The organism is Bombella favorum (assembly GCF_014048475.1).
Classification (GTDB): Bacteria; Pseudomonadota; Alphaproteobacteria; order Acetobacterales; family Acetobacteraceae; genus Bombella; species Bombella favorum.
Genome location: NZ_NWUS01000001.1, coordinates 902,021 through 926,522, shown reverse-complemented (window position 1 = coordinate 926,522; position 24,502 = coordinate 902,021). Strand labels below are relative to the sequence as shown.

At 55.3% G+C, this 24,502-nt stretch carries 31 protein-coding genes; 7 read left to right on the top strand and 24 right to left on the bottom strand.

Annotation, left to right across the window (positions count from 1 at the left end; genetic code table 11):
- Nucleotides 1–23: 23 nt before the first annotated feature.
- Entirely contained in the window at nucleotides 24–575 is a 552-nt protein-coding gene (locus tag CPA57_RS04185; RefSeq protein ID WP_182081553.1) for a hypothetical protein, read from the top strand.
- A gap of 4 nt (nucleotides 576–579) precedes the next feature.
- Here CPA57_RS04185 and CPA57_RS04180 read toward each other — a convergent pair whose 3' ends face one another.
- The 10 genes from CPA57_RS04180 to CPA57_RS04135 all read right to left on the bottom strand — a co-directional run bounded on the left by CPA57_RS04180 (nucleotide 580) and on the right by CPA57_RS04135 (nucleotide 7,475).
- The gene (locus CPA57_RS04180) at nucleotides 580–1,209 is read right to left on the bottom strand and encodes a Gp138 family membrane-puncturing spike protein (protein ID WP_182081552.1); all 630 of its coding nucleotides are present in this window, start codon (nucleotides 1,207–1,209) and stop codon (nucleotides 580–582) included.
- A 51-nt stretch (nucleotides 1,210–1,260) separates the two neighbouring features.
- Nucleotides 1,261–2,292 carry a hypothetical protein gene (locus tag CPA57_RS04175; protein ID WP_182081551.1) on the bottom strand — a complete coding sequence of 344 codons (1,032 nt, stop codon included), beginning with the start codon at nucleotides 2,290–2,292 and terminating at the stop codon, nucleotides 1,261–1,263.
- Nucleotides 2,289–2,588 (bottom strand): phage baseplate plug family protein, encoded by a 300-nt coding sequence (locus CPA57_RS04170; RefSeq protein ID WP_182081550.1) that lies wholly within the window; start codon nucleotides 2,586–2,588, stop codon nucleotides 2,289–2,291. Before CPA57_RS04170 ends, CPA57_RS04175 begins: the two co-directional genes overlap by 4 nt.
- Complete coding sequence (locus CPA57_RS04165; RefSeq protein WP_182081549.1) at nucleotides 2,585–3,283, bottom strand: hypothetical protein; 699 nt, start codon at nucleotides 3,281–3,283, stop codon at nucleotides 2,585–2,587. Before CPA57_RS04165 ends, CPA57_RS04170 begins: the two co-directional genes overlap by 4 nt.
- A gap of 21 nt (nucleotides 3,284–3,304) precedes the next feature.
- On the bottom strand, nucleotides 3,305–4,309 hold the full coding sequence (locus tag CPA57_RS04160; RefSeq protein ID WP_182081548.1) for a hypothetical protein: 1,005 nt from the start codon (nucleotides 4,307–4,309) through the stop codon (nucleotides 3,305–3,307).
- 123 nt (nucleotides 4,310–4,432) lie between these two features.
- Nucleotides 4,433–4,897: a phage tail assembly chaperone gene (locus CPA57_RS04155; protein WP_182081547.1), complete on the bottom strand. Its 465-nt coding sequence runs from the start codon at nucleotides 4,895–4,897 to the stop codon at nucleotides 4,433–4,435.
- Nucleotides 4,898–4,909: 12 nt separating this feature from the next.
- On the bottom strand, nucleotides 4,910–5,353 hold the full coding sequence (locus CPA57_RS04150) for a phage tail fiber protein (protein ID WP_077396419.1): 444 nt from the start codon (nucleotides 5,351–5,353) through the stop codon (nucleotides 4,910–4,912).
- Nucleotides 5,354–5,356: 3 nt separating this feature from the next.
- Nucleotides 5,357–6,526, bottom strand: a complete 1,170-nt coding sequence (locus CPA57_RS04145) for a DUF3383 family protein (protein WP_182081546.1) — start codon at nucleotides 6,524–6,526, stop codon at nucleotides 5,357–5,359.
- 32 nt (nucleotides 6,527–6,558) lie between these two features.
- Nucleotides 6,559–7,140, bottom strand: coding sequence for a phage neck terminator protein (locus CPA57_RS04140; RefSeq protein ID WP_182081545.1), 582 nt, complete (start codon nucleotides 7,138–7,140; stop codon nucleotides 6,559–6,561).
- Nucleotides 7,086–7,475: a hypothetical protein gene (locus CPA57_RS04135; protein ID WP_182081544.1), complete on the bottom strand. Its 390-nt coding sequence runs from the start codon at nucleotides 7,473–7,475 to the stop codon at nucleotides 7,086–7,088. Before CPA57_RS04135 ends, CPA57_RS04140 begins: the two co-directional genes overlap by 55 nt.
- Nucleotides 7,476–7,613: 138 nt before the next feature.
- Between CPA57_RS04135 and CPA57_RS04130 the strand changes: the two genes are divergently transcribed.
- A complete protein-coding gene (locus CPA57_RS04130) occupies nucleotides 7,614–7,805 on the top strand; it encodes a hypothetical protein (protein ID WP_182081543.1) in 192 nt (63 codons plus the stop codon).
- A 48-nt stretch (nucleotides 7,806–7,853) separates the two neighbouring features.
- On the opposite strand, the gene CPA57_RS04125 is transcribed toward CPA57_RS04130, so the two are convergent.
- The 6 genes from CPA57_RS04125 to CPA57_RS04100 form a co-directional block, all read right to left on the bottom strand.
- On the bottom strand, nucleotides 7,854–8,321 hold the full coding sequence (locus CPA57_RS04125) for a DUF4054 domain-containing protein (protein ID WP_182081542.1): 468 nt from the start codon (nucleotides 8,319–8,321) through the stop codon (nucleotides 7,854–7,856).
- 66 nt (nucleotides 8,322–8,387) lie between these two features.
- Nucleotides 8,388–8,801: a hypothetical protein gene (locus CPA57_RS04120; RefSeq protein ID WP_182081541.1), complete on the bottom strand. Its 414-nt coding sequence runs from the start codon at nucleotides 8,799–8,801 to the stop codon at nucleotides 8,388–8,390.
- 3 nt (nucleotides 8,802–8,804) lie between these two features.
- The gene (locus tag CPA57_RS04115; RefSeq protein ID WP_182081540.1) at nucleotides 8,805–9,830 is read right to left on the bottom strand and encodes a DUF2184 domain-containing protein; all 1,026 of its coding nucleotides are present in this window, start codon (nucleotides 9,828–9,830) and stop codon (nucleotides 8,805–8,807) included.
- A 60-nt stretch (nucleotides 9,831–9,890) separates the two neighbouring features.
- Nucleotides 9,891–10,391, bottom strand: coding sequence for a structural cement protein Gp24 (locus CPA57_RS04110; protein ID WP_182081539.1), 501 nt, complete (start codon nucleotides 10,389–10,391; stop codon nucleotides 9,891–9,893).
- A gap of 38 nt (nucleotides 10,392–10,429) precedes the next feature.
- Nucleotides 10,430–11,359, bottom strand: coding sequence for a DUF2213 domain-containing protein (locus CPA57_RS04105; RefSeq protein WP_182081538.1), 930 nt, complete (start codon nucleotides 11,357–11,359; stop codon nucleotides 10,430–10,432).
- On the bottom strand, nucleotides 11,356–12,801 hold the full coding sequence (locus tag CPA57_RS04100; protein ID WP_182081537.1) for a phage portal protein: 1,446 nt from the start codon (nucleotides 12,799–12,801) through the stop codon (nucleotides 11,356–11,358). The genes CPA57_RS04105 and CPA57_RS04100 overlap by 4 nt, the downstream gene beginning before the upstream one ends.
- A 36-nt stretch (nucleotides 12,802–12,837) precedes the next feature.
- Here CPA57_RS04100 and CPA57_RS09000 point away from each other — a divergent pair, with 36 nt between their 5' ends.
- On the top strand, nucleotides 12,838–12,972 hold the full coding sequence (locus tag CPA57_RS09000) for a hypothetical protein (protein WP_268235206.1): 135 nt from the start codon (nucleotides 12,838–12,840) through the stop codon (nucleotides 12,970–12,972).
- A gap of 10 nt (nucleotides 12,973–12,982) precedes the next feature.
- Here the strand turns inward: CPA57_RS09000 and CPA57_RS04095 are convergent, their stop codons facing one another.
- From CPA57_RS04095 to CPA57_RS04080, 4 genes are all read right to left on the bottom strand, one after another.
- The gene (locus tag CPA57_RS04095; protein ID WP_182081536.1) at nucleotides 12,983–14,212 is read right to left on the bottom strand and encodes a PBSX family phage terminase large subunit; all 1,230 of its coding nucleotides are present in this window, start codon (nucleotides 14,210–14,212) and stop codon (nucleotides 12,983–12,985) included.
- Nucleotides 14,213–14,240: 28 nt separating this feature from the next.
- The gene (locus CPA57_RS04090; RefSeq protein WP_182081535.1) at nucleotides 14,241–14,777 is read right to left on the bottom strand and encodes a terminase small subunit-like protein; all 537 of its coding nucleotides are present in this window, start codon (nucleotides 14,775–14,777) and stop codon (nucleotides 14,241–14,243) included.
- Complete coding sequence (locus CPA57_RS04085) at nucleotides 14,701–15,102, bottom strand: hypothetical protein (RefSeq protein WP_182081534.1); 402 nt, start codon at nucleotides 15,100–15,102, stop codon at nucleotides 14,701–14,703. Before CPA57_RS04085 ends, CPA57_RS04090 begins: the two co-directional genes overlap by 77 nt.
- Before the next feature lie 297 nt (nucleotides 15,103–15,399).
- The gene (locus tag CPA57_RS04080) at nucleotides 15,400–16,047 is read right to left on the bottom strand and encodes a hypothetical protein (protein ID WP_182081533.1); all 648 of its coding nucleotides are present in this window, start codon (nucleotides 16,045–16,047) and stop codon (nucleotides 15,400–15,402) included.
- Between the two features lie 241 nt (nucleotides 16,048–16,288).
- On the opposite strand from CPA57_RS04080, the gene CPA57_RS04075 reads away from it, so the two are divergent.
- The 3 genes from CPA57_RS04075 to CPA57_RS04065 all read left to right on the top strand — a co-directional run bounded on the left by CPA57_RS04075 (nucleotide 16,289) and on the right by CPA57_RS04065 (nucleotide 19,156).
- Complete coding sequence (locus CPA57_RS04075) at nucleotides 16,289–17,053, top strand: LexA family protein (RefSeq protein WP_182081532.1); 765 nt, start codon at nucleotides 16,289–16,291, stop codon at nucleotides 17,051–17,053.
- Nucleotides 17,054–17,097: 44 nt separating this feature from the next.
- On the top strand, nucleotides 17,098–18,201 hold the full coding sequence (dinB, locus tag CPA57_RS04070; protein WP_326831341.1) for a DNA polymerase IV: 1,104 nt from the start codon (nucleotides 17,098–17,100) through the stop codon (nucleotides 18,199–18,201).
- Nucleotides 18,202–18,319: 118 nt separating this feature from the next.
- Nucleotides 18,320–19,156, top strand: coding sequence for an aldo/keto reductase (locus CPA57_RS04065; protein ID WP_182081531.1), 837 nt, complete (start codon nucleotides 18,320–18,322; stop codon nucleotides 19,154–19,156).
- Between the two features lie 61 nt (nucleotides 19,157–19,217).
- Here CPA57_RS04065 and CPA57_RS04060 read toward each other — a convergent pair whose 3' ends face one another.
- Complete coding sequence (locus CPA57_RS04060) at nucleotides 19,218–21,206, bottom strand: DNA topoisomerase IV subunit B (protein WP_229709267.1); 1,989 nt, start codon at nucleotides 21,204–21,206, stop codon at nucleotides 19,218–19,220.
- Between the two features lie 50 nt (nucleotides 21,207–21,256).
- A complete protein-coding gene (locus CPA57_RS04055; protein ID WP_182081529.1) occupies nucleotides 21,257–21,793 on the bottom strand; it encodes a hypothetical protein in 537 nt (178 codons plus the stop codon).
- A gap of 259 nt (nucleotides 21,794–22,052) precedes the next feature.
- On the opposite strand from CPA57_RS04055, the gene CPA57_RS04050 reads away from it, so the two are divergent.
- Nucleotides 22,053–22,658 (top strand): Ig-like domain-containing protein, encoded by a 606-nt coding sequence (locus CPA57_RS04050; RefSeq protein ID WP_182081528.1) that lies wholly within the window; start codon nucleotides 22,053–22,055, stop codon nucleotides 22,656–22,658.
- 132 nt (nucleotides 22,659–22,790) lie between these two features.
- Here the strand turns inward: CPA57_RS04050 and CPA57_RS04045 are convergent, their stop codons facing one another.
- Together CPA57_RS04045 and CPA57_RS04040 are read right to left on the bottom strand one after the other, a co-directional pair.
- Complete coding sequence (locus CPA57_RS04045; RefSeq protein WP_182081527.1) at nucleotides 22,791–23,936, bottom strand: OmpA family protein; 1,146 nt, start codon at nucleotides 23,934–23,936, stop codon at nucleotides 22,791–22,793.
- Between the two features lie 200 nt (nucleotides 23,937–24,136).
- A complete protein-coding gene (locus tag CPA57_RS04040) occupies nucleotides 24,137–24,490 on the bottom strand; it encodes a DUF1491 family protein (protein WP_182081526.1) in 354 nt (117 codons plus the stop codon).
- Nucleotides 24,491–24,502: the final 12 nt, after the last annotated feature.

Sequence of the window (24,502 nt, the reverse complement as noted above, 5' to 3'; positions counted from 1 at the left end):
TGATGATGCGGAAAACATTATGCATGACAGGCCTGAGCTTGATGCTGCTGGGTGTCGGTCTGAAATCGGCATGGGCACAAGCCCCGTTGGAAGTGTCACAGGATGGAACAGTGACGACCAATGGCGTGGCGGCAGTTGGTGTTTCTCCTAATGGTGGCCAGCGTCTGGGGCAGACCGGCAAATGGCAGACGTTGGAATTGGACAATACGCTGACAGCTCTTTTAGCAGAGAAAGACATCCTCTTTTCCATTTCGCCACGCCGGGGTGGAGATGTATTCATCATGTTCGTTCTTAAGGGGCACGAAGTCTCTCAGCCGGGGCTGACCATGCATTTCTCCAACGGGTATGAGGTGAAGGGCTTCCATTATACCGGCACTATCAATCGTGGCTCACAGTGGGGCGGTTACATTTCCGAGACGGAAGGCCGTGCCTTGTTTGATGCTCTGTCAGCCAGTGATTCCGTGAGCATGTCATGGGCAGGGGGTGCTGGTCATATTGATTATGACCGTGGCGGCGAGTTCGTGCATGAGCTGGAGCAGACTGCCGCACATGGGCATATGCCGTTCCCGAAATGATGTCTTATTGCGGGGGTGCGCTAGCCCCCGCTCCAGTCTGAACGCCGCCATGGACATGCTGTTTTAATGAAATGCCACCTGCGCGGACATCGCCAGACGTAGTAATGTCGCAGTTAGCTTCAATGTGGCTGGCTTCTATGGTGACAGTACCTGGTGTCACGATCCGCCAGCCGTGGTCCGTAGCCTGAATGAACTGGTCGGGCCCGTTATTGAGGAACCCGCCCACATAGACGCAATCCTGCATAGAAAATTGCCGGAATGAGGCAGGCGGAGCGGGCTTACGGGTTGTAACAGCATGTGTATGGTCCCGCCCTGATATAATGATGAAACCGATATCCCCCGGTTTGGGGTCGATGATGAGAGCCGAGCTTCCACCCTGTATGCGTAGATAGGGCACATTATGGATGATGTCATGCGGTAGGGGACGGGAGAGCGCATCTTGTTGCTGCACCATGGGGCGCACGGTGACTTTGCCTGTAAGGGACGCCGCACTGGCAGTTACGGCTTCTACCTGAACGAGCATGGAAGGGCCAAGCTGGTTGATGTGGCTGGCAATGAGTGAATCCAATGCGCCTTTCAGGCTGTTTTTCCCTGTGTTGGAGCGCAGGAGATAGGGCTTGGCTGTAGTGGGCATAAAAGCTTCCCTGTGAGGCGTATTTAGGCGTGGTTGTGGGAGGGCACACTATTACCGCCTGCCTAAGGTGGTGCGGATGCAGTCCATATGTGTATGCCAGGGGCCATGTGGGGTCTCTGTGCTTATGTCGTGCCAGACAAATGTCGCCAGCCACAAACCGTTCCATGGTGGAGTGCCGGCCATGCTGGTTGTTGTGGGGGAGATAGGCAGGTAGGTGCTATCCAGTACCAGAGGGTGCCAGAAGGTAATGTCCGGCCGTAAGAGTGTTGTTAAGGAAATGCCAGAACTGCTGTAGCGGGGATAACCGATCATACCTGTTTTAGAGGATATGATGGGCACGGTTTGTTCTTGCCCACCCTGTGGAAGGCCAGTGAATGTCGGCCCCCATATTTCCAGAAGGCCTTTATAGGGGATGGCTTCTTGATAACTAGCCATTGGCATGATCTGATTTTCACCTTTTATAGGGCTAAAAGGTGAAAAACTGAAGATTCCCTTCGTAGCTGTCAGGATGGTTTGTATCTGGTTTAGAGATGTTCCCCATCTGTAATGATTTGTCAGGCTTGCATGGCGTTCCCACCCGCCATGGTCTAGAAGCTGAAACCCAGCATCTTGGCATATGTCTGCCAGTAGCGTAGCGACATCTCGAGGGCCATCATAGCCTTTCGCTTGTGGCAGGATGGAAGCAGGAATGGTGCTTGTCATGGCGTGGATATGAAAGGGAGTGTCCAGATCGTCATAATCCGTATAGGCCCTGTCGATCGTGCCAGTGAACAGGCCGGCCAGAGGGGTACCTTCGTCACCAGCCTGAATAGTGATGACGGTTTTCCCTGCCGTTGTCGTGTTTAGATTGTCCCATGTAGGATGATCGGGAATGATGGAGAGACGGTCCCTGTCGTGGTGGGAAAGCCCCTTAATGTTGATCTCTGCTTCGGAGCCCGTGGCGAAGCCTGCATGTTTTATGATGGCCTGTATGGCGTGCCCCTGACCCACCGTGAAACTCTCGAAAGAGCCATCTGGTCCGGGGACGAAGAAGGTAATGCTAATTTGTTTACGGGCAAAGCCCGGTGTCGTGGTGGCTGTCATGATGTATCATCTTCGTAATGAAGCAGAAAACGGGAACCCAAACCGGAAAAAACAGGGTCATCATGGCCCTGTGTATCGATGAAATACAGGCGGCCGGGTAATGGGCTCGCAGGATTACGGATGAGATCGGTTGCGTTCTGGCAGATACTGCCACGCAGGAGGGGTATGGTATCGGCTGTTAGGTCCAGATACAGCCCTGTGGCAAGTTGTCGGAGCCATATCTGGCATTGCAGTCCGGCGATTGGACAGGTCAAACTCTGGGCTGCTGTAGGTCGGAGCGGGACGGTATAGATCATGGTTCCCCCTTCGGCTGGAGTGAGACAGGGCCCGTATTGCGGGTTTGTGCGCCTTGGGGGTACCGGCTTCCAGCCCAACGGGACATGCTGCTTTGTCGGACTTCCTGAATGGTAATATTGGCGGTGATGACATCTACACCATTTCCGGCCGTGCGGGTAAAATTGTACCCGGTGATATTGGCATTGGGGTATATTCCTTCCGGTGTAGCAACAAAGTAAAGATTTGTGTCTTTCACCAATCGTGAGAGTGTTTCCAGAAAGTCCTTGCGCACTGTGTCCGGCCCCAGACCGATAACATTGCGGATGAAACCCGGAAGCATGTTTTCCCCTAGCGAGCCTGTTTCTGACCCATCACAGACCATACGGATCACAGCTTTGTAGGGGGAAAACACCTTATTGTAGCTCGTAAAGGTACCGTTTTCTTGCGGGGCGGTGCAGATGTCGGATTGTTCATCCATCCGCAGGGACTCAACATGAGCAGCGGAGAGAACTCGTTTGGGAGCTTGGCCAAATAAACTACTGAATGGCCCGTCAGAGGAGCGACTGAAACCCGATGCTGTGGTGCTGATGGATTGCTCTACTGTTGGGCGACGGAATATGCCCCATTGGCGGGCAGCTCGTTGTACGGCCCAGTTTTCCAATGCTGCGCCACCAAAGGCGGAAGCTGAAGCCCGAAGAGATGTCAGGGTGGACATGGGCGACTCCTGTGGGAAAATTCATCCAGTCTGGGTGAGTGTCTGGCGGGTAAGGGCATGGATAGTGCTCGCCTCTACTGCACGGGCAATATCCTGCGGCCTGCTATGGCCTGCCTGCACTGTGATGTGAACGTTTGGGCTATGGGTGGTCGTATTATGGGTCGTGATATGGCGTGACCGAGGGGTAGCCTCAACATGCCTGACAAGCTGGGCGATGGGCTGGCTAAGGGCTGATTTATTCGGGATGAAGGAGGAAGAAGTCGGGCTAGGGTCAAGCTGTATATGGGATAAGGTCTGCTCAGCATGGGTTAGAACTAGTGACAGGCGTTTCAGCGGATTTTCCTGTTGTGCAGAGGCGGTATTGCGTTCTCCCGATGTGACATCAATGGATTGAGGCAGCAGGGTAGACAGATGGGGCATGATTGGCTGACCCGGTGTGGATGTCTGCCCGTCGATATCGGCATGGGGTGAAGAGGACCTGCCCGGAGCATGAAGACCCAAAATGCTGCGGGCTGTCATCGTGGCAGAAAAACCTTGAAGGAGAGTGGTGGGGTCTGCTCCAGGAGGAGTTTTATCGTCTTCTCTCGCCTGGAGATGAAAGAAACGTGTTAGAGCCTGTTCGGCATTACGCAGAGTCGGTTCTACTTCTTTCAAGGCTTGGCGGGTGAGGTGATCTTTGCGTGCCAGCAGGGTAGACCAGTCCTGCGCTGGCTGTGTCACAGGGGCTGATTCTATCGGGGGAATAGGCTTTTGAAGGGCCTGCTTTTGCCCTGCATGTTCGGGGTCTTCCCAGAAGGGAGGAGGTTCTGGTGCTGTTGTGAGGGCGGGTAGAGGCATGCCTGTAAAATGGAGACCTACTTTGCTCGTGTCTCTCTGGCCCGAATGAGCTAGAGAGCGCCCTCCCGTGAAAAGGGCTAAAGCCCCCATGAGCTCCTGTCGGAAGGATGCAGCATCCTGTTCCCGGCGGGGCTGTGCTGGGAGGCCCAGCCGTGATGACTGGGCAATAATTGTATCAAGAATGGCCATTTATGCGCTCCACGGCCGCAACTTCCCAGAGAAGCCACATGTCTTCACTGTCATAGAGGGTCTTTAGCTCATGCAGTGTGGCTAACCCTGCATTGATGACAAAAGCCATCGGGCTGGAGAGGTTCACACAGCAGGCGGGGGAGGCTCGTCTGGCTGTGTCTCCCTCAGCAGGGCGATGAGAGGATAGATCTGGTAAATTGCGGCCTTGAAAAAATCCACATTCAGCCGAAAGGCCTCCGTCCGCAGGGCGGGTAATGTGTTGGGGTCTGTAATATCTGCCTCGATGAGCGGCGCAGGATCAATGGCCCGGTTGTTAGGGTCCCGGCGAATTGTCACGCAGTCCAGCAGGCCGGAGAAAGCTCGGTCGCAGTCTTCATCGCTCATATGGCCGAACAGGGCCATGCTCTGGCCGGAGAGACCAGCGATGCCGCTCTGTAAGGCTTCCCGTGGTGTGTTGGCTCCAGCACGGGCGAGGGCACGGACAACATGCCGTGCCCAGCGGTCCGCTGTGAAGGCTGACATGCGGGTAATGATAAAACATTTGCCCGCATCCGGGCCTTCATGAGGGGTCCATTCGATGCTCTTCATGGTATGTTCGCCTTATAGGCCCGCTGGGAGGACATTTTCCCATGTGATGTTCACACTTCGGTTGCCCAGTGTAGTGTCCCCTGCTGGAACAGGGTCATAATCTGTCAGACAGCCATTGGTGAAGGTAAAACGCCGCCCTAGCCCATGCAGCAGCAGCTCCCCGTTTAGTTCATACACTGTCCGTGCCTGCCGGGATGCCGTGGCTATGGCGTCAAAAACAGGTAGAGAACGGGATGCTGCCGAAAAGTTGAGGGTCATGTGATAGGCCGAAGGGACAAAGCCTTTATTGAGGCGGCCGTCAATGGAAAGACTGGTTGTGGCTAATTTCAGCTTCTGGGCACCGCTCCAACCATGATCTGTCGCCCAGTTTTCCAGCGTGATGGGTGCATTGAAAAGGGTTTTGACCGTGAGGGTAAAAACGGCGTCTGCTGATGTGATGAGTGCATTGCCGGACATGTCTTACTGAACCTCGATGGATGAGAGATGAATGGACTGGACGGACTGACCATCCGTGTACCAAAAGCGGCAGGGTGGACTTTTCCGGGCGGCCCGGATGTCTGCGGCTGCGGTGGAGGCATTGGGCTGGAAATACCAGCCACGGCTCTGTACCGTATCGCTGATAGTCGTGCCGGCACTCTGGTCGATCTGCTGTTTCTGAAGGGATGTCAGGTTCACGCCGGGGCGGATGGCCCCGAACCGGAGTGCCTGATTGATGGTGTCCTGCACGCAGGCGGAGATCAGCCCATCTCCGATGCTGTCATAAGGGATCTGCCCGGACTGGAGCAGAAGTGCAGTCAGGTCGGACTGGAAGGATGCATTGAGCCACACTTGATTGATGTAGCTGTCAGCCCAGAGGAAGGAGCCGGAGACATGTCCATCCTCCAGCCATTGGAAGCGTCCTAGCCCGTTGGCATAGGCCCCGTAAAAATTGTAGCCATTGCTGCGGAGGGTGGCAGCCGTGGTGGCGTCGGTCACGCTGGGGGTTAGTAGTCCGCTGCGGCGGAAGCATAGGTTTGTCCGGCCATTCGTGGCGTCAAAGTCGATGGAGGCCATCCATCCCAGACAGAAGGCGGCAGCCAGCGGGTCTTGGTAGAGCAGGGTTGTGCCGTCAATATTCTGGTTCTGCAACCATGTGCCGAAGCTGGCACTGTTTTGGCTATTGAGAGCCTGCTTATCCGTATCCCACGGAACGTACCAATAACGGCCCGCTTTGCCAGCTACCCATGTAGCAAAGGCCTGTTTCTGTGCCAGGGTGGGTTCCCATATCGTGGTGAAGCCGGTGAAATCCTGATTTTGGCTGGTGATCAGCTCCATAAGGGTGGTTGGGTCTGCCAGATGGGCGGGGTCTGCCATATGGATCAGCAGCGTAGCTGGTATCTGAGCAGCATCGTCGTGGCTGGCGAAATAGACAGCCGCCATGCGGGCTTCCAAACTATCGGCTGGGAAGTCTTTTATAACGTCTGTCAGGGAACTGTACTGTTTTATCTGGCCCACGCTCAGGGCAGTCGCATCGGATGGCGCCGTAATAAGGAGCCCGTTCATGAAGGGAACGCTGTTCGCTGTGCCGAGTGTAGCAGGGTTGATGCTGACAGTCTGAGAAAGGGGGATGGTGCCGGTCAGGGAGACCATGAGGCAATGTCCTTATCTATTAAGTACGGGGATCAGGGAACGGAAGGCCGCAGGAAACTGGTCGTTGTGGCTTCCGTCATGGAGGCCAAATCAAGGGCTGTAGCGGTTTCGGTAGAGTGAGTTATGGAGGTTATCAGGATGAGCTTCAGTTGCAGTGTGGCGGAAGGTTCATACTGTTGTTCTGCATTGGTGAAGTCTTGCTGCGTGAGAGGTCCGGTATCGCTGGGGGCTATGTCATTCCGTTTTTGCTGGAACCAAGCTACAGTTTGTCTGTCCCGCCAGAGCGTGCTGATGCTTCCCAGCACTGTTATGGCACCGGGGCCACGGGCAGTGAGCTGGATGGCTAGCTCTACAGGCTGGGAGATGGTGACACTCGTTGCGGTGTAATTGTGGCTGTTGGTGGCTAGCGGGCGGCGGGAGGTTGCCTGCATGATAAGGTAGCTTGTCTGAGGTGTGGGGAGGCGGTTCTGTTGGCCTTGAAACAGGCCCCAATCGGTAGGGAGAACTGTTTCTTTAAGCCAGTCACCCAGCACCTGCATGACAGTACTTTCCGTTGGTGTCAGTTGGTACTCTGCCGAAAGGGAGTCTGGCGTGTGACGATCAGGCGGCACCATTGATTGGTTCCCCATTGTTCGAGAATTTTCGTGACGAGCCACTCCGATCCTTCAAAAAGGAGCGTATCGCCCCCTGTGTGCAACGGGCGGCTGAGTGTATGGGCACTGCCCTGCATGAAGATGACCCGGCTCTCCCCTTGTTGGGCGATATCTCCAATGAGTTGAAGGAGAGCCGCAGGGGCGGGCTGAATGGCGATCATCACCGGGATGTCTTCATAAAGCGGGGTTGTGCTGTAATCCGCAGCCAGTTGAGTTCCGGTCATACGGCGCAGGTGGGCGGGTTGAAGCGGGTTGATGATGGAGGTCATGGTACTGGCGAGAGAGAAGAGGTTCATGATGTCTGGCTCTCTGCGTGTGGTGGAAAGGCCGGGCAGGCGTGGATTGACGAAAGTGCACGACTACGCCACCTTACGCTCAATTTTGGCTGAGTAGCGGGTGTATGTTCAGCCTTAGTGGGACAGGAGTAAGGTCGTATGTATGGTGCTGTAACCGGCAAAGTTGTGCTGTTTGCTGTGGTGCTGATTCTGTGTCTGCTCTCTCTGACACGGACCATTTTCCTGATGATGCGGGCAAGTGATGGTGAAGGATTCACGTTCGGGACATTAATCCGCCTCGTGATGCCGTTTCTCTTTGCTTATGTCGTCTGGTGGCTGCTTTGGCATTGATGCTGTCGACGTGATGAAGGCCCGCTCTTTGGAGCGGGCTTTTCCATATCAGGGCCAGAGGCGTGCCGGGTGTGCTTGGCCGGGTAGGAAGCGCATCTGGCGGTAGGGTGCTGTGGCCTGCCAGAAGATCAGCCCATATTGTGTCTGGCTGAACCATCCGGCTTGCTTGGGTAGAGCACTACCATCCAGAGTGATGGAGACGGCTCCCTGTGTGGCGGAGGATATCCGCCCAACAGGTGCAGCCATCGGGGCCTTTGCGGTGGCACTGCCAGACTGTACCGTCCCATTTGTGGCGAAGAGCTGTGCCTGATGTGCCACAAGCAGCCAGAGTAGTGCCCTACGCTTCGCTATATCCCGGATAGGGGAACAGCCTGTATTGTTTAGGATGAGCTCAGCCAGTTGGAAGAACCCTTCTGCCTGTTCCGCACTAATGTGACCTGTAAAGGCTGGATAAGCCGCCTGCCAGTCCGGATAAGAGAAAGAGACCCGCCCTGAAGGCGTAGAAGAGTCTGTCATGGAGGCATCTCTCAGTTGGTGTGCCCGTGCCGTGTTGGCTGAAACCAAGCCGGCACGGGCAGGCTATTAGGCCGCTGTCTGCATGGGAGTGACGCCATCCGTCAGGGTGGTGGAATCGGCTCCCTCTAGCCCTGTGCGTTCTTTGGCCAGTTCAGTCATGGCGTTATCGGCACGGGCGGGTGTGTTCTCGGCAAAGATGATCTTCCGGGTGATGAGATCACTCTGCCTGTTTTGCTCTAGCCATGCTTTCCAGAAGTCCGTTGGCACGGTGGTGCGTCCGGCCCGGCCAAGTAGGCGGTTTTCTGCCGGGTGATAGAATGGGTCCTGCCGAATACCATTCAGCAGGATGGAGGACCGTGCTTGCGGTGGGGCCATGATGGGTGCTGTGGCCTGCGTCCGTTCGCTCAGGCTTGCGAGGTCGTGCAGGTCGAGCCGGATGCCGGAAGGCAGGCGGCAGAGGACGATAACGGTATCAGCCATATGTTAGATTCCTGTCATGGTGACGCAAGCCACTGGGTAGAACCAGATGGTTCCCCATGTGCCCTGGGATTTCTTCTGGCGGATGTAAGAGCTGTAACGCTCTACGGCATGGGCACGCAGCTTCTCGGTGAAGGCAGTTGTCACACTTTCCTGTCCGTCTACTTCTCGTAGGAAGAGCTGCATTTGTGTGACCTTGCTAAGACCACCGGAAAGTGTTCCACCTGCTTCCGGCAGGGTTTCGATTTTCAGATTGGGCAGGTTCTCCCGCAGCAGGTCTCGCAGGGAGGTGCGGAACTGGTTGGTATAGAGCAGGCACTGTTGCCGCTCTGTTGGAATGACGAGAGTTAGCGGGCTTTCCAGCGTGACATTCCCGCCCATTTGTTCGGAAAGCTGCTGGAAGGCCTTGAGAATATCAGCATAAACCTGCACCGGGTCGGTGATGCTCAGCCAATCATTGCTACCCGTTGCCGCACCGGAGGGTGCAATTTTTGGTGTGGGCTGAATGGCAGGCGGCAGGGCCGTGTCGTTGAGGGCGCCACGCAGTTGAAGCCCTTCCATCCCAAACAGGCTGATACGGTTGCTCGTCTTGTTTAGAATGGAGATGGAGGCCTCATTTTTGCGGGAAACCCAATCGAGACGGGCGGCTCCCATACGTTCGGCTTCCCGCTCCCCCCAGCGTGTCCATGTCTGAAAGTGGAAGGACTGACGCTGCACCCAATTGGCGTTGACGTCACTGTCGCCAGAGCTGTCATAATCGCCATAGGATGCTGTCTGGCCGGAGAGTTCGACAAAGGGGAACTGTGCCGTATCCGTCAGCCAGTCGCCTTTCTGACCCTGACCATAGATGGACTCTGCCCGGATGGGTGTGATGAGGGCCTTGATGGTCCGGGGATCGGTATAGGTGGAGAAAATGGACGGAATGCCAGAATTGGGAGCCGTCACGGCACTGTCAAACGCCATGGCGTGGTCGATCACGCCATGAATACCGAAATCACGTTTCAGCATGGCGGAAGAAATGGAATGGGGCATGATGGATACCTTATGGATGGTCTGGGGCAGAGAAGGGCATGGCCTGTAATAGGGCGTGCATTAGGTCGCTATAGGGTGCATGGGGCCAGAAATGATGATCGGCTCCCCCGCATTACCACCATGGGCGACAGTCCAGCCGGTAGCGACTGTTCCCTGTGGGGCATTGCCTGCCGGTGCTGTCTGGAGACTGCCATCAGCCGTTGAGGCATAGACGGCCTGACCCGTGCTGGCTGCTGTGGAGGCGATAGCCCAGAAGTCTCCGCCTTCTGCAATGCTGGCCATGAAGCTCTGTGGCAGGGCCATGGTAGAGGACTGAAGATACTGTGTCGTTAGTCCCTGCTGTGTACGGTAGAGGAAACCCGCCGGAATGCCGGTCCCCGTATTGCTCAGGCTCAGCCCGTCTTCATTGCGCCAAACAAAATGGGCAATGGTCAGGCCACCTGCTCCGGCAATGAAGCCCCCATCCGGTGCGATGGCCGTGCGGATGGGGTTGGCACTGGCTGGGGCACCGGGAAAACCCTGCGGCCATGTGTAGGAAACGCTCTGCTGAAAATCGGACATGGAGATGCTTTCTGTGAAGGCTGAAAGGATTGTGGGGCTTAGTAACGGCGAGGGGCTGTGTAAGGCGTGCTGGCGCCGTCAGCAGCTAGCGGATGCGGGGCCGGAGTAATCATGGCCGCTAGACGGGCATGGACAAGTGCCCGCAGCCCAGCCTGATTGATGTCGGCAAGACTGTCTGCGGCCATACCGCTGTGCTGGAGGGCATAGCGATAGACGGCATCGGCACTGTCCATCCCGTGAACATCTCCTACCAGTGGGCGGACAAGGCGGCGGGCGTCTTCCGTGGCCTGACGCAGGGCACGGTCAGCGGAGAGGGCCTTCTGAATGGCTTCATTCAAAGCAGCTTCAGTCTCTTCATGGTTGGATGCTTTGGTCGTGGGTGTTTCGGCTGTTTGTGTCATGGTAGTGGATGTCCTGTTGTCTGTTAAAGAATCATGGACCAGCACATCAGGGCCAGCTCGTCCCTTTGTTACGATAGCAATATGATTTCCTCGGATATTGACCATGCGCCCATCGTAGGGCTGGCCGTCATAAGTGCCGGGTGTCATGTCGGCTTCGTAGGCATAGCCGCAGGAAAGCTCTTTTTGATCGCCACTCTGGATGCGTTGGATGGCGGGGCCATCGAAAATGACCATGCCGACTGTCAGATAAGGGCTCTCAAAACGGGCATTATCCATAGTGGAGCCGACCGTCAGTTCCCGTGGGTGAGCGTCTGCACTGGTGGGGACGTGTTCTTCCAGGATGGGGAGGGAGTTGAAGCTATCGGCCGCTTTTTCCAGTTCTTTCGGGTCCCGTAGGAGGCGGTAAGGCTGATCTGGCTTTAGGCCGAGCCGGGCATGGTTCGGGATTTCTCGGCCCTGATAGATGCAGATATTTGCTTTACTGATGGGCGTCCGTTCGACACGGAGCCGCCCGTTATCATCAAAACTGCGGACGGAGCCGGTGCGGTCATAGGCGAGAATGGTCATGAGGCCTCGGAGGATTGTGGCTGTGTGGTCTGCTGCCAAAGGGGATTGAAGGTGATCTCCAGCGCAGGGTCGGTCTCACCCCAGAGGTTGAGCTGGAGCAGCGTGAGCAGGCGGTTCAGGACGGGCCGCATGTGCGCTTCCTGGAAGGCGGCAATTTCATCATAGAACACTCGGATTTCCCCAGCGGATGAGGCATTCAGCCCGTTCGGTGTGATGCCGAACAGCTTGACTAGTGGGATGCCGGGGATGGAGGCCATGGCTTCCATAGACTGCGCCTGAAGGTCCGCCAGCCCTGCAAGGGGGGTCGCTACGATGGAAACATCTTCATTCTGTCGGTCAGCTACGATGATGTCCTGACCTTCAGAAATCTTCTGCATGAAGGAGGCACGACCTGTGATGGAGGTCGTTGGGTCTGCCTCCTCGCCTGTGCCAGTAGCCATGAGGCCGCCCATGTCGGTCTTTAGAACGAGCTTGGAGAAGTTGGCCGTAATGTTGCTGATGCTGTTGCGTGTCCGCAAGAAGTTGTGAACATAGGGCCGTAGCTGCTGTGTCAGGCTCATGCCACCAAAATTGAATGACGGCTTGAAGAGATCAGACACGCCATAAGGCACCATGCTGATGAGTCTGTCACGATGGACAAGGCAGCCTTGAACCCACCAGTTGCGCGGCCTGTAATAATCATCCTGCAAAGGGGAGTCGGCATTATAGGCGTTGGGTGTGGTCCAGACGGGTTCAATGGTTTTCAGCCCGGCCAATGTCCCTTTACGAACGCCATTAGGCGTTAGGGGAAGCGGGAGTGTCTGCCCGTAAGTCGTGCGGGGTGTGCCCGCCATGTTAAGCCAAATATGGCCGATGCCGTAGAGTAAACTGTCCAGAATCTGTTGATGAAGCAGTTCCCGAATGTTCAACCGTTTCATCTCGACTTCCAGCGCATGGAGGCGGGCTGCGGGGTCTGAAGGGATGGAGGAGGAGGCCTGATCTGCGGGGTTATGGGTACTGAGGCTGATCCATTCCCGTGTGGCTTCCCGTGCGATGACATCACATGGTTTGCGGAATTCTGCCCTCTGGGCCATCTGGGCGAGGGTCGGATAGCCTAGAAAACCGAGGCCATCTGCCATCCATGAAGGCTGGGCGGCTGTTTGTGCCATAGCCCAGCTGGAAATGTCCGTCATGTTGCTGGCAGCGGAATCAGTGCCGAGGGGGCTGGGGCGTTCGTATCCTTCTGGCACGACACCTGGCGGTGGCTGATAGGGGGAGAATGTTGTGGCAAATCCTCCATCAGAAGCGGGTAGGTTATGCGCAGCACGCCATAGGCGGGTCAGCCAGTGTGGATTTGTCTTCTCGTTCAAACTGGTGTGACGTGGGGCAGCCGGTTCCTGCCGAGAGCATGAGGTTGCAGCGGGCTGCCCTCTAAACAGACGAGAGGGAGAAAAACCAGACATGTGAAGGGCCTATCTGTAACGGAAGGGAAACGAGTCATGATGTGGATTGATTGGAAAGCATCGCCACAGCGTATCGCCGTGCGGCTGCTTCTTCTGGCTTTGCTGAGTGGGGGCATACTGGGCGGTATTGTGGGATTTTGGTTGCTCTGGGCGTTGTGCCATCCCGGATGACTGCCCCATGTCAGGTTGGTGGAGCGAAGCGTGAGAAGTCCGGTAGGGGGGAACGGTTGGTGATGAGGCCATCTAAGGCATAGCGCAGGGCATCAATGTAATGATTGTTCGTGTCCTCTATCTGCGGGAGGACATCACCCGTTAGCGGGTCGGTCCTGTAGCGGTAGAGGCGGAACTCTCTGGCCGTTTCCGTGCAACGGGGATGGATGCGAATGGCCCGGAATGAGCGGAGCCGCTCGATACCGTCTTCCACGCTTCCGGGCCATTTTCGTGCGGCATTGATGCGGAAATGATGGCGGGTTTTGAGATAATTGATGGTCTCTGGTCGGGCACTGTCCGCCCGGATGGGCCAGCGGCGGATAGCGGGTATCTTGTCGAACAGGGTGGGCAGGTGGTCCAGCGGGATATGGATGCCGCCTGCTTCATGGTCGATATGGAGGATATCATCATGGATGAAGCAACGTATGATGGCCGTAGGGTCTCGTGAGAAGCCCCAGTCCACACCAAAATGGAACCGGCTGTTTTCTGGGGTGGAAAATTCTTCAATTATGATACGGTCAGGGAAGATGAGTGCTTCATGATGTTGCTGATAGTCTCCTTCCCAAATGTGATCATAATCTCGTGGCCGTAGTTTCTGATCCCGTTTTCGTTCCTGGTTCAAAACGTATGGAAACCATGGATTATCTGACCAATTGGCACAAATAGTCACGAAGGAAGGGTCATTTTCCGTGTCAGTTCCCCGCATGAAGGCATCTACAGGGTCGGAGGGATGATTGGGGTTCCAGCTAAACCATATCTCGGAATGAGGCTTGCGGATGGTTGGGCGCAGGAGCTTCAGGGATGTTGCTGAAAGGGATTGTGCTTCCTCCACCCAAGCGATGTCCATACCTTCTAGTGATTTGATGGTTTCCGCATTATGGGTCTGCATTCCCTGAAACAGAATGACACCTCCACCGGGTGTACGGATTTCTCTCTCCAGAACTGTGAAGAGGTGGGAGAGGTTTAGCCGTGCGATGGTGTCCCGCAATAGTTGGTGAACGGACATGGTCAGGGATTTTTGGATTTCCCGGATGCAGACAGCCCGTAGGCCGGGGCGTAGCGTGGCCTGTTCGATCAGCAGTTCGGCAAAGAAGTGTGATTTGCCAGACCCTCGCCCTCCCCAGATGCCTTTATAGCGGGCAGGCCGGAGGAGCGGCGCAAAGGCACGGGGGGTCATGATGGTCAGCTGGTCTGTGGTCATGATGTGCCTGCACGGTGTGTCAGTCTGTCTATTCGGGAGTCAGCCGCTGTTGTTCTGGTGGCGTTGTGCTGGGGGCAGCGGGGTCTATGATGAGGCGTTGGATGCTGTGTAGGGGGCCGCCATCTTGGCCGGTATGTTCTACGGTCTGCCGTTCGCCATAGCGTTTTGGGGCACGACGGGCCATAACCCAGCGCAGCATGTCGAAGCGCAGTTTGAAGAGATTAACCGTTGCGTTATCGGCTTTCTCCGGCATGGTGGCGATGTGGGAGAGGATGGTGCTTTCTAGGCTGTCTGCAGATAGTTCCCGTGCCTGACGGTAGCGGGGAAGTAGAGCCGGATTTTTTTGGAGCCAGCGATAGAAGCTGCGTAAGGCAGGACGTTGTGAGCCGGTGCAGATATCATGCAGGGGACGCCCTAGCATGAGGTCTTCCATCATGTCATCAAAGAGTTTTTGCGAGAAAATGACGGGTCTTTTGCGGCGTCCATGATCAAGCATGGCTGTGATGGAGGTGGTTACTAGCATGTCGGCCAGAGAAGAAAGGAAGCCGGGTGCTTTCCAGAGCATTGATCTGCAACTCCCGATTTGTGCGTAGGCGGAGCTGCGTGAGCGTAAAGGTAGAAAGCTTTGCCTGCTGTGGTGTGACAGCATTACGCTGTTTCAGGAAAGGGACGGCTCGCACAACAGCATTATGTTTTATACCCAAAATGAGTTCATCCCGCCAGCTTAGGGGAATGTCAGCCCTATGTGTTAGGTCAGGGGCTTTGTATATCGGGCAGAGTACAAGGCGATTACCGTCTTCGGCAAGGATAGTACAAAGGCCACGTTTGGTCATGACAATACGACCGCATCCGAGCGGCTGTCTGATAGTGGCGGAAGGCGTGTGAGCCATGGAATAATATCCGTTTTCTTATTGAAACGAGAACCGTGTGCCTGTCATGGTGATGCACCGTGAATTTTTAGGTAGGGATGACAGGAACGGCGCATAAGAGGCCAAACCACAGGCCCTGTGATTTCAGGCCGGGGGTGACGCATCCTGCAGAAAATAGGGGAAGGGGGGCAGCCTCGTTTAGGACGCGGCAATAAAAAAGCCGTATACCTTTTTGGGCACACGGCTCGTGATGATGTACTTTTTATAGAATAAGGCGGGTGAACTGTCAACAGGAAAATGGCAGAGAGGGAAGGTTTGTCAGGTACGGAACTCCACAGATGTGAGTTTTTGCGGCTTGTTCATGATTTTCTCGCCATGTTTTATAAGTCGATCAAGGCCAGTTGGCGCAATGTTATAGCGTTTGGATAATGTCGCTATGTCCATACCATTGTGGTGCTGGCGGGCGATGAAAATGGCCTGTCGGGTTTTCTTACGTCTCTGTTCCTGCCAGAAGGCGGCCAGCATTTCTAATGTGGCGGCGCAGTCTTCCGAGGCTTTTTTACGGGCATTATCCGGATGTAAGTCAGGGTACAGCTTGGAACCAAGAGATGTGAACGACCATCCCAATCCTAGCATATTCACTAGCAGTTGATGCCGTGCCCGCCCTGCGTGACGACGGAAGGCATTGAGCCGTCCCCAGGCCTTGCCCTGTAATGCGTTGAAGGTGAAGACATTCCCTGCCAATGCTGGTGCTCCACCATTTTTCATGATGTCGAGGTAACCATGCTCGGCAAGCATCCAGTCTTTAATCCACTGTTCTGCTTCCGAAATAACTTCAGCTTTTAGGCGTGTGGCCAGTGTGCCGAGAGTATTGGCACGGCGACGCCTGCGGCCAATAGCTTCATAGTCGGCTTTGCGGGTACGCTCCCGTGTGGGGGAAGTCGTGATATGGGCGATGCGAGACAAAGAAAATCTCCCAAAAAATTGCGTGATAGTCCGTGATGGGACCTTAGGCCCATGGCAATAAGTCTTGTGGAGAGGATGGCAGCAATGAGGGTATTCTTCCTTAGCAGATAAGTGTCGGAGAGCCTTTCTGAGGAAGCCCCCTTAAAGTGCGGGGAAATACCCCTATTGTCAAGAAAAATTAACGTAGGTTTTATAGGATTTACTCTGGACAATAGAGAGTTGAGAGGGATAATCCCCGTATATGTCTATTGAATCGCTGTTGCTGCGCCTGGATTCCTTATTGGCGGCCCGGAACCTGTCTGATAGGCGGGCCTGTTTGAAGGCTCGAGAGATCAACCCTGCCGTAGGGGTGGATTTTCTGCGGGACATGCGCCGACGTAAACACTTGCCTCGTACGGATAAGCTCGCTGCCTTGGCGCAAGTATTAAGTGTTCCGGTTGCTACATTGGTCGCCGAGATCAGCAGTTCTGACGATAAAAAAGAGGAGGAACGGACTGATGCCTCCTCTAGTGTGCCGGTATCGCAAGTGCAGGTCTGCGGAGAAGTGCAGGCAGGAGTCTGGAAAGAAGCTCAGGAATGGCCCGTTCTCGATCAGTATGAGATTACCATCCCCTATGATGCAGCCTATCCGGGACTGAAGCGGTATGGGCTGACCGTAAAAGGGCAGTCCATGAACCGGGTTTTTCAGGATGGTTCGGTGGTGATTGTCATTAATTTTTCCGAACTGGGCCGTTTGCCTCGTAATGGGGATTATGTCGTTGCCATGCAGCGGTCCAGAGTCTCGGATAGTTTCGAAGCAACTATAAAAGCGGTTCAAATCAAGGAAAGTGGGCAGATGGTTCTTTGGCCGCAAAGTACGGAGCCGGAGTTCCAATCACCGATTATCTTGCCTGCACCGGGTGATACTGTTTGCCATAGTGCCGCTGAAAGCCCGGATGTGACGATTCTTGCGTTGGTTGTCGGCAGTTACATGCCGATGCCACGTGCCTCTTTTCAGGGAGGATGACGGGTTTTCGAGGGAGCGATCCTAATAACTGGCGGGACTGAATCGTGAAAGAAGGTAGGGCTGACGATTCCGTAAGGCGGATTTTGCACGTGGATATGGATGCGTTTTATGCGTCCATCGAGCAGCGAGACAATCCGGCATTACAGGGTAAGCCGGTGGCCGTAGGGCGGCGGGCGGGTCGGGGCGTGGTGGCAGCAGCCAGTTATGAGGCACGTGTTTTTGGGGTACGTTCTGCTCTACCATCACATATGGCACTGGAACGGTGCCCAGAGCTGGTCTTTGTGCCGCCCCGCTTTGAGGTCTATCGTGCTGTCTCGGCACAGATTCATACTATTTTCCGGCATTATACGGAGGTCATTCAGCCTCTTGCATTGGATGAAGCCTATTTGGATGTAACGGAACAGTGGCGTGCTTATGGGTCTGCGACTGCTGTTGCGGAATCCATTCGGCGGGATATCAAGCAGCAAACAGGTCTAACGGCCTCTGCTGGCGTTTCCTACAATCGTTTCCTCGCTAAGTTGGCTTCGGGGCAACGGAAACCTGACGGGCTTTTTGTGATTTCACCTCGGCAAGGGGCGGCGTTTGTAGCGGACCTGCCGGTGGAGAAGTTTCATGGTGTCGGGCCGGCAACTACGAGGCGGATGCATGCTCTGGGGATTCATACGGGGGCCGACCTCAAAACATGGACAGTCCCGGAGTTGAGGCAACATTTTGGCAGTTCTGCGCAATTTTATCATGATATTGCCAGAGGGGAGGATCATCGGCCCGTGGAGGCCAACAGGCCGAGAAAGTCGCTAGGAACAGAAACAACATTTACGCATGATGTTGTGGAATGGGATAGACTGGCTGCTATCCTGAAGGATATCGTGCGGAAATTGGCTGCCGGCTGTGTGCAGAAGCGCATTGCAGGGCGGACTGTAACACTTAAGCTACGATATGCTGGGTTTCATACGGTAACACGGGCGCGTTCGGCGGCTTTTCCCACCGTTGAGGAGGGGGTTCTGCTGTCTATGGCTCTGGAACTGTTGCGTAGTTTCTTTCCGTTAGACAAACCCGTGCGCCTGTTGGGGTTGACCATTTCCTCACTAGTTCCTTACGATGATGGCACTTTGCCTGTGCAGATGGGTCTGTTTGAACAGACGGTCTGACCTCTCAGCCTTGCATAAGGAACAGCTTGCCTGTTCCTTCGGGAAGAGAGAGGATGAAAAGAGAGGGCGTCACTGGCTATACTGTGGGGCCGTGTCGTCCTGAAAGAGGGAGAGGGATATGAGTGATTTTCCCAAAGATGCAGCATCCTGCGTGCAGTTGAATGATGGTCATGTCATGCCGTGGATCGGGCTTGGTGTCTGGGAAACACCGCCGGGCGAGACGGCCGATGTTGTCAGAACTGCCATCGAACTAGGCTACAGGGCTGTAGATACGGCCCGGCTATATCGCAATGAAGCAGGAGTCGGGGAAGGGTTGAAGGGCCATCCTGCCATGTTCGTCACAACCAAGGTCTGGAATGATGAGCAGGGCTACGATGCTACTTTGAGGGCGTTTGATGAGAGTGCCCGTCTGTTGCAGCGTGATGTTGTGGACCTTTACCTGATTCACTGGGCTATGCCCCAGCAGGGGCTTTATGTGGAGACATGGAAGGCCCTGATTGAACTGAAGAAGCAGGGGCGTGTTCGGTCCATTGGTGTGTCCAATTTTGAGAAGGATCACCTTCAGAGGATCATGGATGAAACGGGGGTTGTTCCTGCGATTAATCAGATCGAGATTCACCCTTTCTTCCAGCAGCAGGAATTGAGGGCGTTTCATAAAAGCGTGGGAATCCAGACCGAGGCATGGCGGCCTCTGGGTAAGGGAACTGTGCTGAAAAATGAGCTGATTGGCGATATTGCCAAGCGGCACGGTAAAAGTCCGGCCCAGGTGATTCTACGCTGGCACCTTCAGAATGGTGTGGTGGTGATTCCCAAATCGGTTCATCGGGAGCGTATGGCCGAGAATCTGGACCTGTTCGATTTTGTCTTGCCAGAACAGGAGATGGAAGCAATCGCTACGCTTCACCGTGCAGATGGTCGTATGGGCGAGAATCCAGCGAATCCGGTTTTTGGCTGATGGGGAAAGGCGCATCCTGACTGATGGATGCGCCTTTATTTTAGTTCCGTGATTGGAAGATTCAGATATCGAGCAGATCGACCGAGCGGGCCTGTTCCTGGATGAACTGGTAGCGTAGTTCCGGTTTGCGGCCCATGAGGCTTTCGATCCGTCTGCGGGTTAGTAGATTATCTTCCGCTGGAACCGTTACACGCAGAAGCGTACGGCGTGCAGGGGACATGGTAGTTTCTTTGAGGTCAGAAACGGGCATTTCCCCCAGCCCTTTGAAGCGTGAAATCTCGACCTTGGCATTGGGCTTGAAGTCCGTCTTCAGGCGGCGGTCGCGGTCGAGATCATTCATGGCATATACGGTTTTGCTGCCATGGGTGAGCCGGTAGAGCGGTGGTTGGGCCAGATAGAGATGCCCTTGCCGGACAAGGTCTGGCATTTCCCGGAAGAAGAAAGTCATCAGGAGGGAGGCAATATGAGCACCATCCACGTCAGCATCTGTCATGATGATGATGCGACCATAACGCAGTTTCTCAAGGTTTAGAGACTTACCAAAGCCACAACCAAGTGCCTCGATCAGGTCCTTCAGCTCCGTATTGGCTAGAAGTTTCTCCTGCGTAGCGGAGGCCACGTTGAGAATCTTCCCCCGTAGAGGCAGAACAGCCTGTGTTTCTCTATCACGGGCCTGACGGGCAGACCCACCGGCTGATTCACCCTCTACGAGGAAGAGTTCTGTCTCATGGGCATTACTGCGGGAGCAGTCTGTCAGCTTGCCAGGCAAACGCAGGCGTTTCGTGGCCGTTTTGCGGGTTGTTTCACGGGCTTCACGACGGCGTAGACGCTCTTCGGCTCGTTCAACGATGTAGCCGACCAAACTGTCGGCCTGCTGGGGATTCCCACCAAGCCAGTGGTCGATACGGTCCCGTAGAGCCCCTTCCACAAGGCGGCTGGCTTCCTGTGTGGTTAGTCTGTCTTTGGTCTGCCCTTGGAACTGCGGATTGCGGATGAAGACAGACAGGCGAGCATTGATCGTACCTAGAACGTCTTCTGCCGTGATGGCATTGGCACGGCGGATTTTGCGTTGATCCCCCCAGTGACGGAATCCTTTGACCAATGCTGCCCGCAGGCCATTCTCATGCGTGCCACCCTGTGGTGTAGGAATGGTGTTGCAGTATGAGATGAGGGCACTGCTGCCTTGGTCCAGAAAGGCGACGGCCCATTCCACACGGCCACCGGGCTGGCCATCAGCCGCGGTGGGTAGCTCGGCATCACCGGCCCAAAGAGGGGTGAGCAGCGCCGGGGTGGGGCCAAGATCGGCTGTTAAGGCATCTTCCAACCCGTTGGGATAGGCGATAATGGCCTCGGCCGGTGGGGCATTTTCCCCTTTCAGAAGTTCTGGGGCGCAGGACCATGTGATGCTAACCCCACGGAACAACGCTGCCTTTATCTGGCATTGGCGGTAAAGGCGGGCTGGAGAGAAGTGCAACGCACCGAAAATTTCACTATCCGGCGTGAAACGGACCATCGTGCCCCGCCGTATAGCTGGCTTTGTGCTTTCTAGCGTGCTGGTGGGCAAACCACGGGAAAAGGTCTGACGCCATCCCTTGCGGTTGCGGTAAACTTCAACCTCCAAATGAGAGGCTAGAGCATTGACGACAGAACTGCCCACCCCGTGCAGACCGCCCGAAGTAGCGTAGGATTTCCCAGAGAATTTCCCACCTGCATGAAGTGTGGTGAAAATAACCTCAAGAGCGGACTTCTTGGGGAAGCGGGGGTGAGGGTCTGTTGGGATGCCACGGCCATTGTCACGGACCATCAGCGTGCAGGCATCTTCCAGCCGGACCTCAATGGTCGTTGCATGACCGGCCACGGCTTCATCCATGGCGTTATCAATGATCTCGGAGGCAAGATGATGGTAGGCTGCATCATCTGTACCGCCGATATACATGCCGGGGCGACGGCGTACAGGCTCTAGCCCTTCAAGAACCTCAATGGCTCCGGCGTCATAGTGGTCAGCTGGCTGTACATGGGAGGGGGCAGGTGTTGAATCCTGCTCGAACATATCGGCCATACTGTGATCCTGTCTGTCGGGGCGTGAGGGAAGAGGGAGGGTTAACCTCGGCGTTTACGGTGGCTCGTGATCCGATGCGGTGGCTGGGGAGCTGTGCAGCTTTCGTAAGAAGAAGGCTGAACGATGTCCTTAGCCTCAGCATAATGGGCAAGGTCGTTGTTCGAATCGTCCAGAGCTTCAATTTCATCATACATAGGCACACGCTGGGCGCAGAACGCTGTGCCGGATTTTAACCCGCCTAGAGACTGCACATCAGCCAGCTGTGTGATGTAGTCATCATGTTTCTTTTGTGCTTGGCGGCCGAAGGTACGATGGAAATAGGAATCAAGCCGCTTCTCAGAATCTGTCAGGATGGGACGGAAGCGCATGATGAACTGGTTGTAGCGGTCCTGCGTTTGGCAGGAGAGTGCGGTCACCATGAGTTCTGACTTCAGGCCGGCCAGATTGAAGGCCGAGTGGTCTTCTGCGGAGGAATGGCAAGCCGCCGCCCACGAGGCAGGCGCCAGGGCAAAAAAGGTCGCAGTGGCAAGGGCCAGCCCAGTTCTGCAAAAGGACAGGCTGGGAAACAGAAGAGACATATGAAAACTCCCGCTGACAGGTTCACTGCCTATATCATGGACATTTGGGAAAGTCTGCCCTGACACGAGCAATTCTTTGGTGGATATGACCGTGTGCTGATGAAGGAAGCGTTAAGCCTGACAGGTAGAGAAAGAAATATGGAAGACCTCATTCTCATGTCGGTGTTGAAAGCGTATCGTGCACACGGAAATTGGCGGATTGCGGGTAGGGCCCGGAGATGCCTTTTCCATCTATTTTTAGTTTTCTCTGGAGTGGACTGTGCAGCAGAGCAGGTTTCTAGTGCGGGCCGGGGTTGTGGGAGCAACTCTTCTGGCCCTTGGCGGGTGTGTCGGCCAGCAGTCAAGAGGGCCGAATGGCGTTGAGATTTCTCCCAATCCTTTTGCGAATGAGAAACGGGCTGCTCATTGTGAGGTCTCGCCTGTGCAGACGGATGCCGCAACGGGCCGCATGGGTGTGAGCATGACCGTCACTGCAGGTGATGGCGGCATGTGTCCGTTTTCTATAAGCAAGGGAGGTGGGGGAAGCTATGTCTCCTTTGGTCTGGTACCGCCTCCTGAAAATGGCAAAGCCTTTCTATACAACTACAACGGCCGCACTTACGTGGAGTACACGCCCGCTGTGGATTATAAAGGGGCAGACACTTTTACTGTGGAGCTGATTCCTGCTCATGCACAGCCTCGCCGTCAGCTTCAGGTCCGTGTTCAGGTTGAGCAGGCTGCTGCTGTAGCGGCACCGGCGGCAGAGCCGGTAAAGAAAGCTACCGAATCTGTTGCAACAAAGACGGCTCACACTGTCCATCATACGGCATCTCGGGCAGTGCATCATGCCGCTAGCGTGCATACACCGGCAGCTCCGACAAAGTAATGAGCCGTAACCGCCTGTAAAAAAACGGGCCAGATGCACCGAACAGTGCCTGGCCCGTTTCCATTATGGATGCCTCACGGTTATGGGGAACTGGCCAGCAAGAAGAGCAGGCCAGTCCCCAAAAGCGGCAGATTACTGGAAGTCGATCTCCACCCGGCGATTCTGGGCTTCAGCCTTACCGGAACGGGTAGAGACGAGCGGCTTGGAATCCCCAAAGCCGTGAACGTCAATCACGCCAGCTGGTACACCATCACGGATCAGCTCAGCTTTAACGGCCTGTGCACGGCGGAGAGACAGAGCCATGTTATAGGCCTCTGCTTTCTTGCTGCCCGGGTGAACAGCAGAAGAATCGGTGTGACCATTAACCTGTATCCGGGTGAATTGGGCTGATGTGGAGCTGCGAGCGGCTGTTTCAACAATAGCTCGTGCCCGGTCGGACAGGTTGTCCCGGTCCCAGTCGAAGAAGACAAGGTAGGTGCGAACGGGGGTCGGGGCAGGTGCGGAGAGGGTTGGCCTCTGTGCCGGTGGCGGTGGGGCAGGGTTGAACTCATACCTCAGCCCGAGCATCAGAGAATGGTTGAAGTCCGTCCGGCTTCCCCGTTTACCGCTAACAGGTCCACTTTCGGGGTTGGTGATATTGTAGGAGGCCATGGTGTAATGCCTGTGATGGCCCGTAATAGTATAGAAGCGGTATTCCATCGTTGTGGAAAGGCCAACAACCCAAGGCACTGGCAGAGAAAGCCCGAAGATGCCCTGATAGGCAAACCCACCGGCACTATCGCGTGTCCGTTGCTTATACCCTTTATCCGCCCCAGTCCCCTGGATGCGGGTATTCGTGAACTGGTTGCCATAGCCGATACCAGCCCCGAAATAGGGGTAGATCCAGTTCTGGCCGATATCCATATCGAACAGGGCATTGGCCATGCCACCATATTTCTGCTGGTGCCCATGCGCTGTACTGCTGAAACCGGGGGAATGGAAGCGGGAGAGACGGTTATTGCGGTAGTTGCCTTCCAGCTCCACACGGAAGCCATTTCCTAGCCCCCAGCCGATGCTGCCCAGGCCGGTAATACCCGTTGCAAAGTCATCACGCCCGTGGGCGAAGAGCTTCGTATGAGGGTTAACGGTCTGAGACTGGTTGAAGCTCGCTCCAGCTGCCCCGGCGACATAAAGGCCACGGACAGGCTGCGCTTTCGCCACACCAAACGCCATGGCTGACAGGCAGGCGACAAAGGCGCTGCGGGTCAGCAGTGATGTAATGGAGGTGCGTGCGATCATGTAATTACTCTCCAGCCAGACAGGTGGTTACCCTTTTCACTGAAAGTGGGAATAAACGCAATGGATTGCCCAGAAATACCTGTACCGTCATTGCCTGAATCAGAGAAGGATGTGTCCTATGGGTTACAGGTTAATGAGGCCCATACCAACGTCTGTGGCAGTTTGTCATTTGTTCCAGCAGGGGGAGGTGTTCCGGCTGGTCAGTCATCATGGTTAAAACGGCGTGTCGGTATCTCATTTTCCAGCGGATGGGCACTGTCTAGAACATCAACCTCAATGATCCAGAGGTCGGGATCGTAGCGTTTCTGTCGTTCCAAATAGGCAGTTGCTTGCATCATGGCACTTTCTTCGCTCCTATCTTCAAAGGATTGGCGATGCCATGCTGCGCCTTGTTCCCGTACGATAGCGATTTTCCCATCTCTGCCATTTAGTACAATAAAAACGCTGCCTGCATCTTCATCACCTTTATGGGCAAGGACAGCAACCAGACCATTCTGGTTGAGGTGTCGGAGGGTCGCCCGGACCCAGAATCCTGTTTTCAGACCATAGAACATAGGGCGGTCTCC

What these genes read in the sequence shown, in the direction of transcription:
- CPA57_RS04185 (WP_182081553.1), top strand. Translation starts at nt 24, where the DNA reads ATGACAGGCCTGAGCTTGATGCTGCTGGGTGTCGGTCTGAAATCGGCA.
- CPA57_RS04180 (WP_182081552.1), bottom strand. Translation starts at nt 1,209, where the DNA reads ATGCCCACTACAGCCAAGCCCTATCTCCTGCGCTCCAACACAGGGAAA.
- CPA57_RS04175 (WP_182081551.1), bottom strand. Translation starts at nt 2,292, where the DNA reads ATGACAGCCACCACGACACCGGGCTTTGCCCGTAAACAAATTAGCATT.
- CPA57_RS04170 (WP_182081550.1), bottom strand. Translation starts at nt 2,588, where the DNA reads ATGATCTATACCGTCCCGCTCCGACCTACAGCAGCCCAGAGTTTGACC.
- CPA57_RS04165 (WP_182081549.1), bottom strand. Translation starts at nt 3,283, where the DNA reads ATGTCCACCCTGACATCTCTTCGGGCTTCAGCTTCCGCCTTTGGTGGC.
- CPA57_RS04160 (WP_182081548.1), bottom strand. Translation starts at nt 4,309, where the DNA reads ATGGCCATTCTTGATACAATTATTGCCCAGTCATCACGGCTGGGCCTC.
- CPA57_RS04155 (WP_182081547.1), bottom strand. Translation starts at nt 4,897, where the DNA reads ATGAAGAGCATCGAATGGACCCCTCATGAAGGCCCGGATGCGGGCAAA.
- CPA57_RS04150 (WP_077396419.1), bottom strand. Translation starts at nt 5,353, where the DNA reads ATGTCCGGCAATGCACTCATCACATCAGCAGACGCCGTTTTTACCCTC.
- CPA57_RS04145 (WP_182081546.1), bottom strand. Translation starts at nt 6,526, where the DNA reads ATGGTCTCCCTGACCGGCACCATCCCCCTTTCTCAGACTGTCAGCATC.
- CPA57_RS04140 (WP_182081545.1), bottom strand. Translation starts at nt 7,140, where the DNA reads ATGGTGCCGCCTGATCGTCACACGCCAGACTCCCTTTCGGCAGAGTAC.
- CPA57_RS04135 (WP_182081544.1), bottom strand. Translation starts at nt 7,475, where the DNA reads ATGAACCTCTTCTCTCTCGCCAGTACCATGACCTCCATCATCAACCCG.
- CPA57_RS04130 (WP_182081543.1), top strand. Translation starts at nt 7,614, where the DNA reads ATGTATGGTGCTGTAACCGGCAAAGTTGTGCTGTTTGCTGTGGTGCTG.
- CPA57_RS04125 (WP_182081542.1), bottom strand. Translation starts at nt 8,321, where the DNA reads ATGACAGACTCTTCTACGCCTTCAGGGCGGGTCTCTTTCTCTTATCCG.
- CPA57_RS04120 (WP_182081541.1), bottom strand. Translation starts at nt 8,801, where the DNA reads ATGGCTGATACCGTTATCGTCCTCTGCCGCCTGCCTTCCGGCATCCGG.
- CPA57_RS04115 (WP_182081540.1), bottom strand. Translation starts at nt 9,830, where the DNA reads ATGCCCCATTCCATTTCTTCCGCCATGCTGAAACGTGATTTCGGTATT.
- CPA57_RS04110 (WP_182081539.1), bottom strand. Translation starts at nt 10,391, where the DNA reads ATGTCCGATTTTCAGCAGAGCGTTTCCTACACATGGCCGCAGGGTTTT.
- CPA57_RS04105 (WP_182081538.1), bottom strand. Translation starts at nt 11,359, where the DNA reads ATGACCATTCTCGCCTATGACCGCACCGGCTCCGTCCGCAGTTTTGAT.
- CPA57_RS04100 (WP_182081537.1), bottom strand. Translation starts at nt 12,801, where the DNA reads ATGTCTGGTTTTTCTCCCTCTCGTCTGTTTAGAGGGCAGCCCGCTGCA.
- CPA57_RS09000 (WP_268235206.1), top strand. Translation starts at nt 12,838, where the DNA reads ATGATGTGGATTGATTGGAAAGCATCGCCACAGCGTATCGCCGTGCGG.
- CPA57_RS04095 (WP_182081536.1), bottom strand. Translation starts at nt 14,212, where the DNA reads ATGACCACAGACCAGCTGACCATCATGACCCCCCGTGCCTTTGCGCCG.
- CPA57_RS04090 (WP_182081535.1), bottom strand. Translation starts at nt 14,777, where the DNA reads ATGCTCTGGAAAGCACCCGGCTTCCTTTCTTCTCTGGCCGACATGCTA.
- CPA57_RS04085 (WP_182081534.1), bottom strand. Translation starts at nt 15,102, where the DNA reads ATGGCTCACACGCCTTCCGCCACTATCAGACAGCCGCTCGGATGCGGT.
- CPA57_RS04075 (WP_182081532.1), top strand. Translation starts at nt 16,289, where the DNA reads ATGTCTATTGAATCGCTGTTGCTGCGCCTGGATTCCTTATTGGCGGCC.
- CPA57_RS04065 (WP_182081531.1), top strand. Translation starts at nt 18,320, where the DNA reads ATGAGTGATTTTCCCAAAGATGCAGCATCCTGCGTGCAGTTGAATGAT.
- CPA57_RS04060 (WP_229709267.1), bottom strand. Translation starts at nt 21,206, where the DNA reads ATGTTCGAGCAGGATTCAACACCTGCCCCCTCCCATGTACAGCCAGCT.
- CPA57_RS04055 (WP_182081529.1), bottom strand. Translation starts at nt 21,793, where the DNA reads ATGTCTCTTCTGTTTCCCAGCCTGTCCTTTTGCAGAACTGGGCTGGCC.
- CPA57_RS04045 (WP_182081527.1), bottom strand. Translation starts at nt 23,936, where the DNA reads ATGATCGCACGCACCTCCATTACATCACTGCTGACCCGCAGCGCCTTT.
- CPA57_RS04040 (WP_182081526.1), bottom strand. Translation starts at nt 24,490, where the DNA reads ATGTTCTATGGTCTGAAAACAGGATTCTGGGTCCGGGCGACCCTCCGA.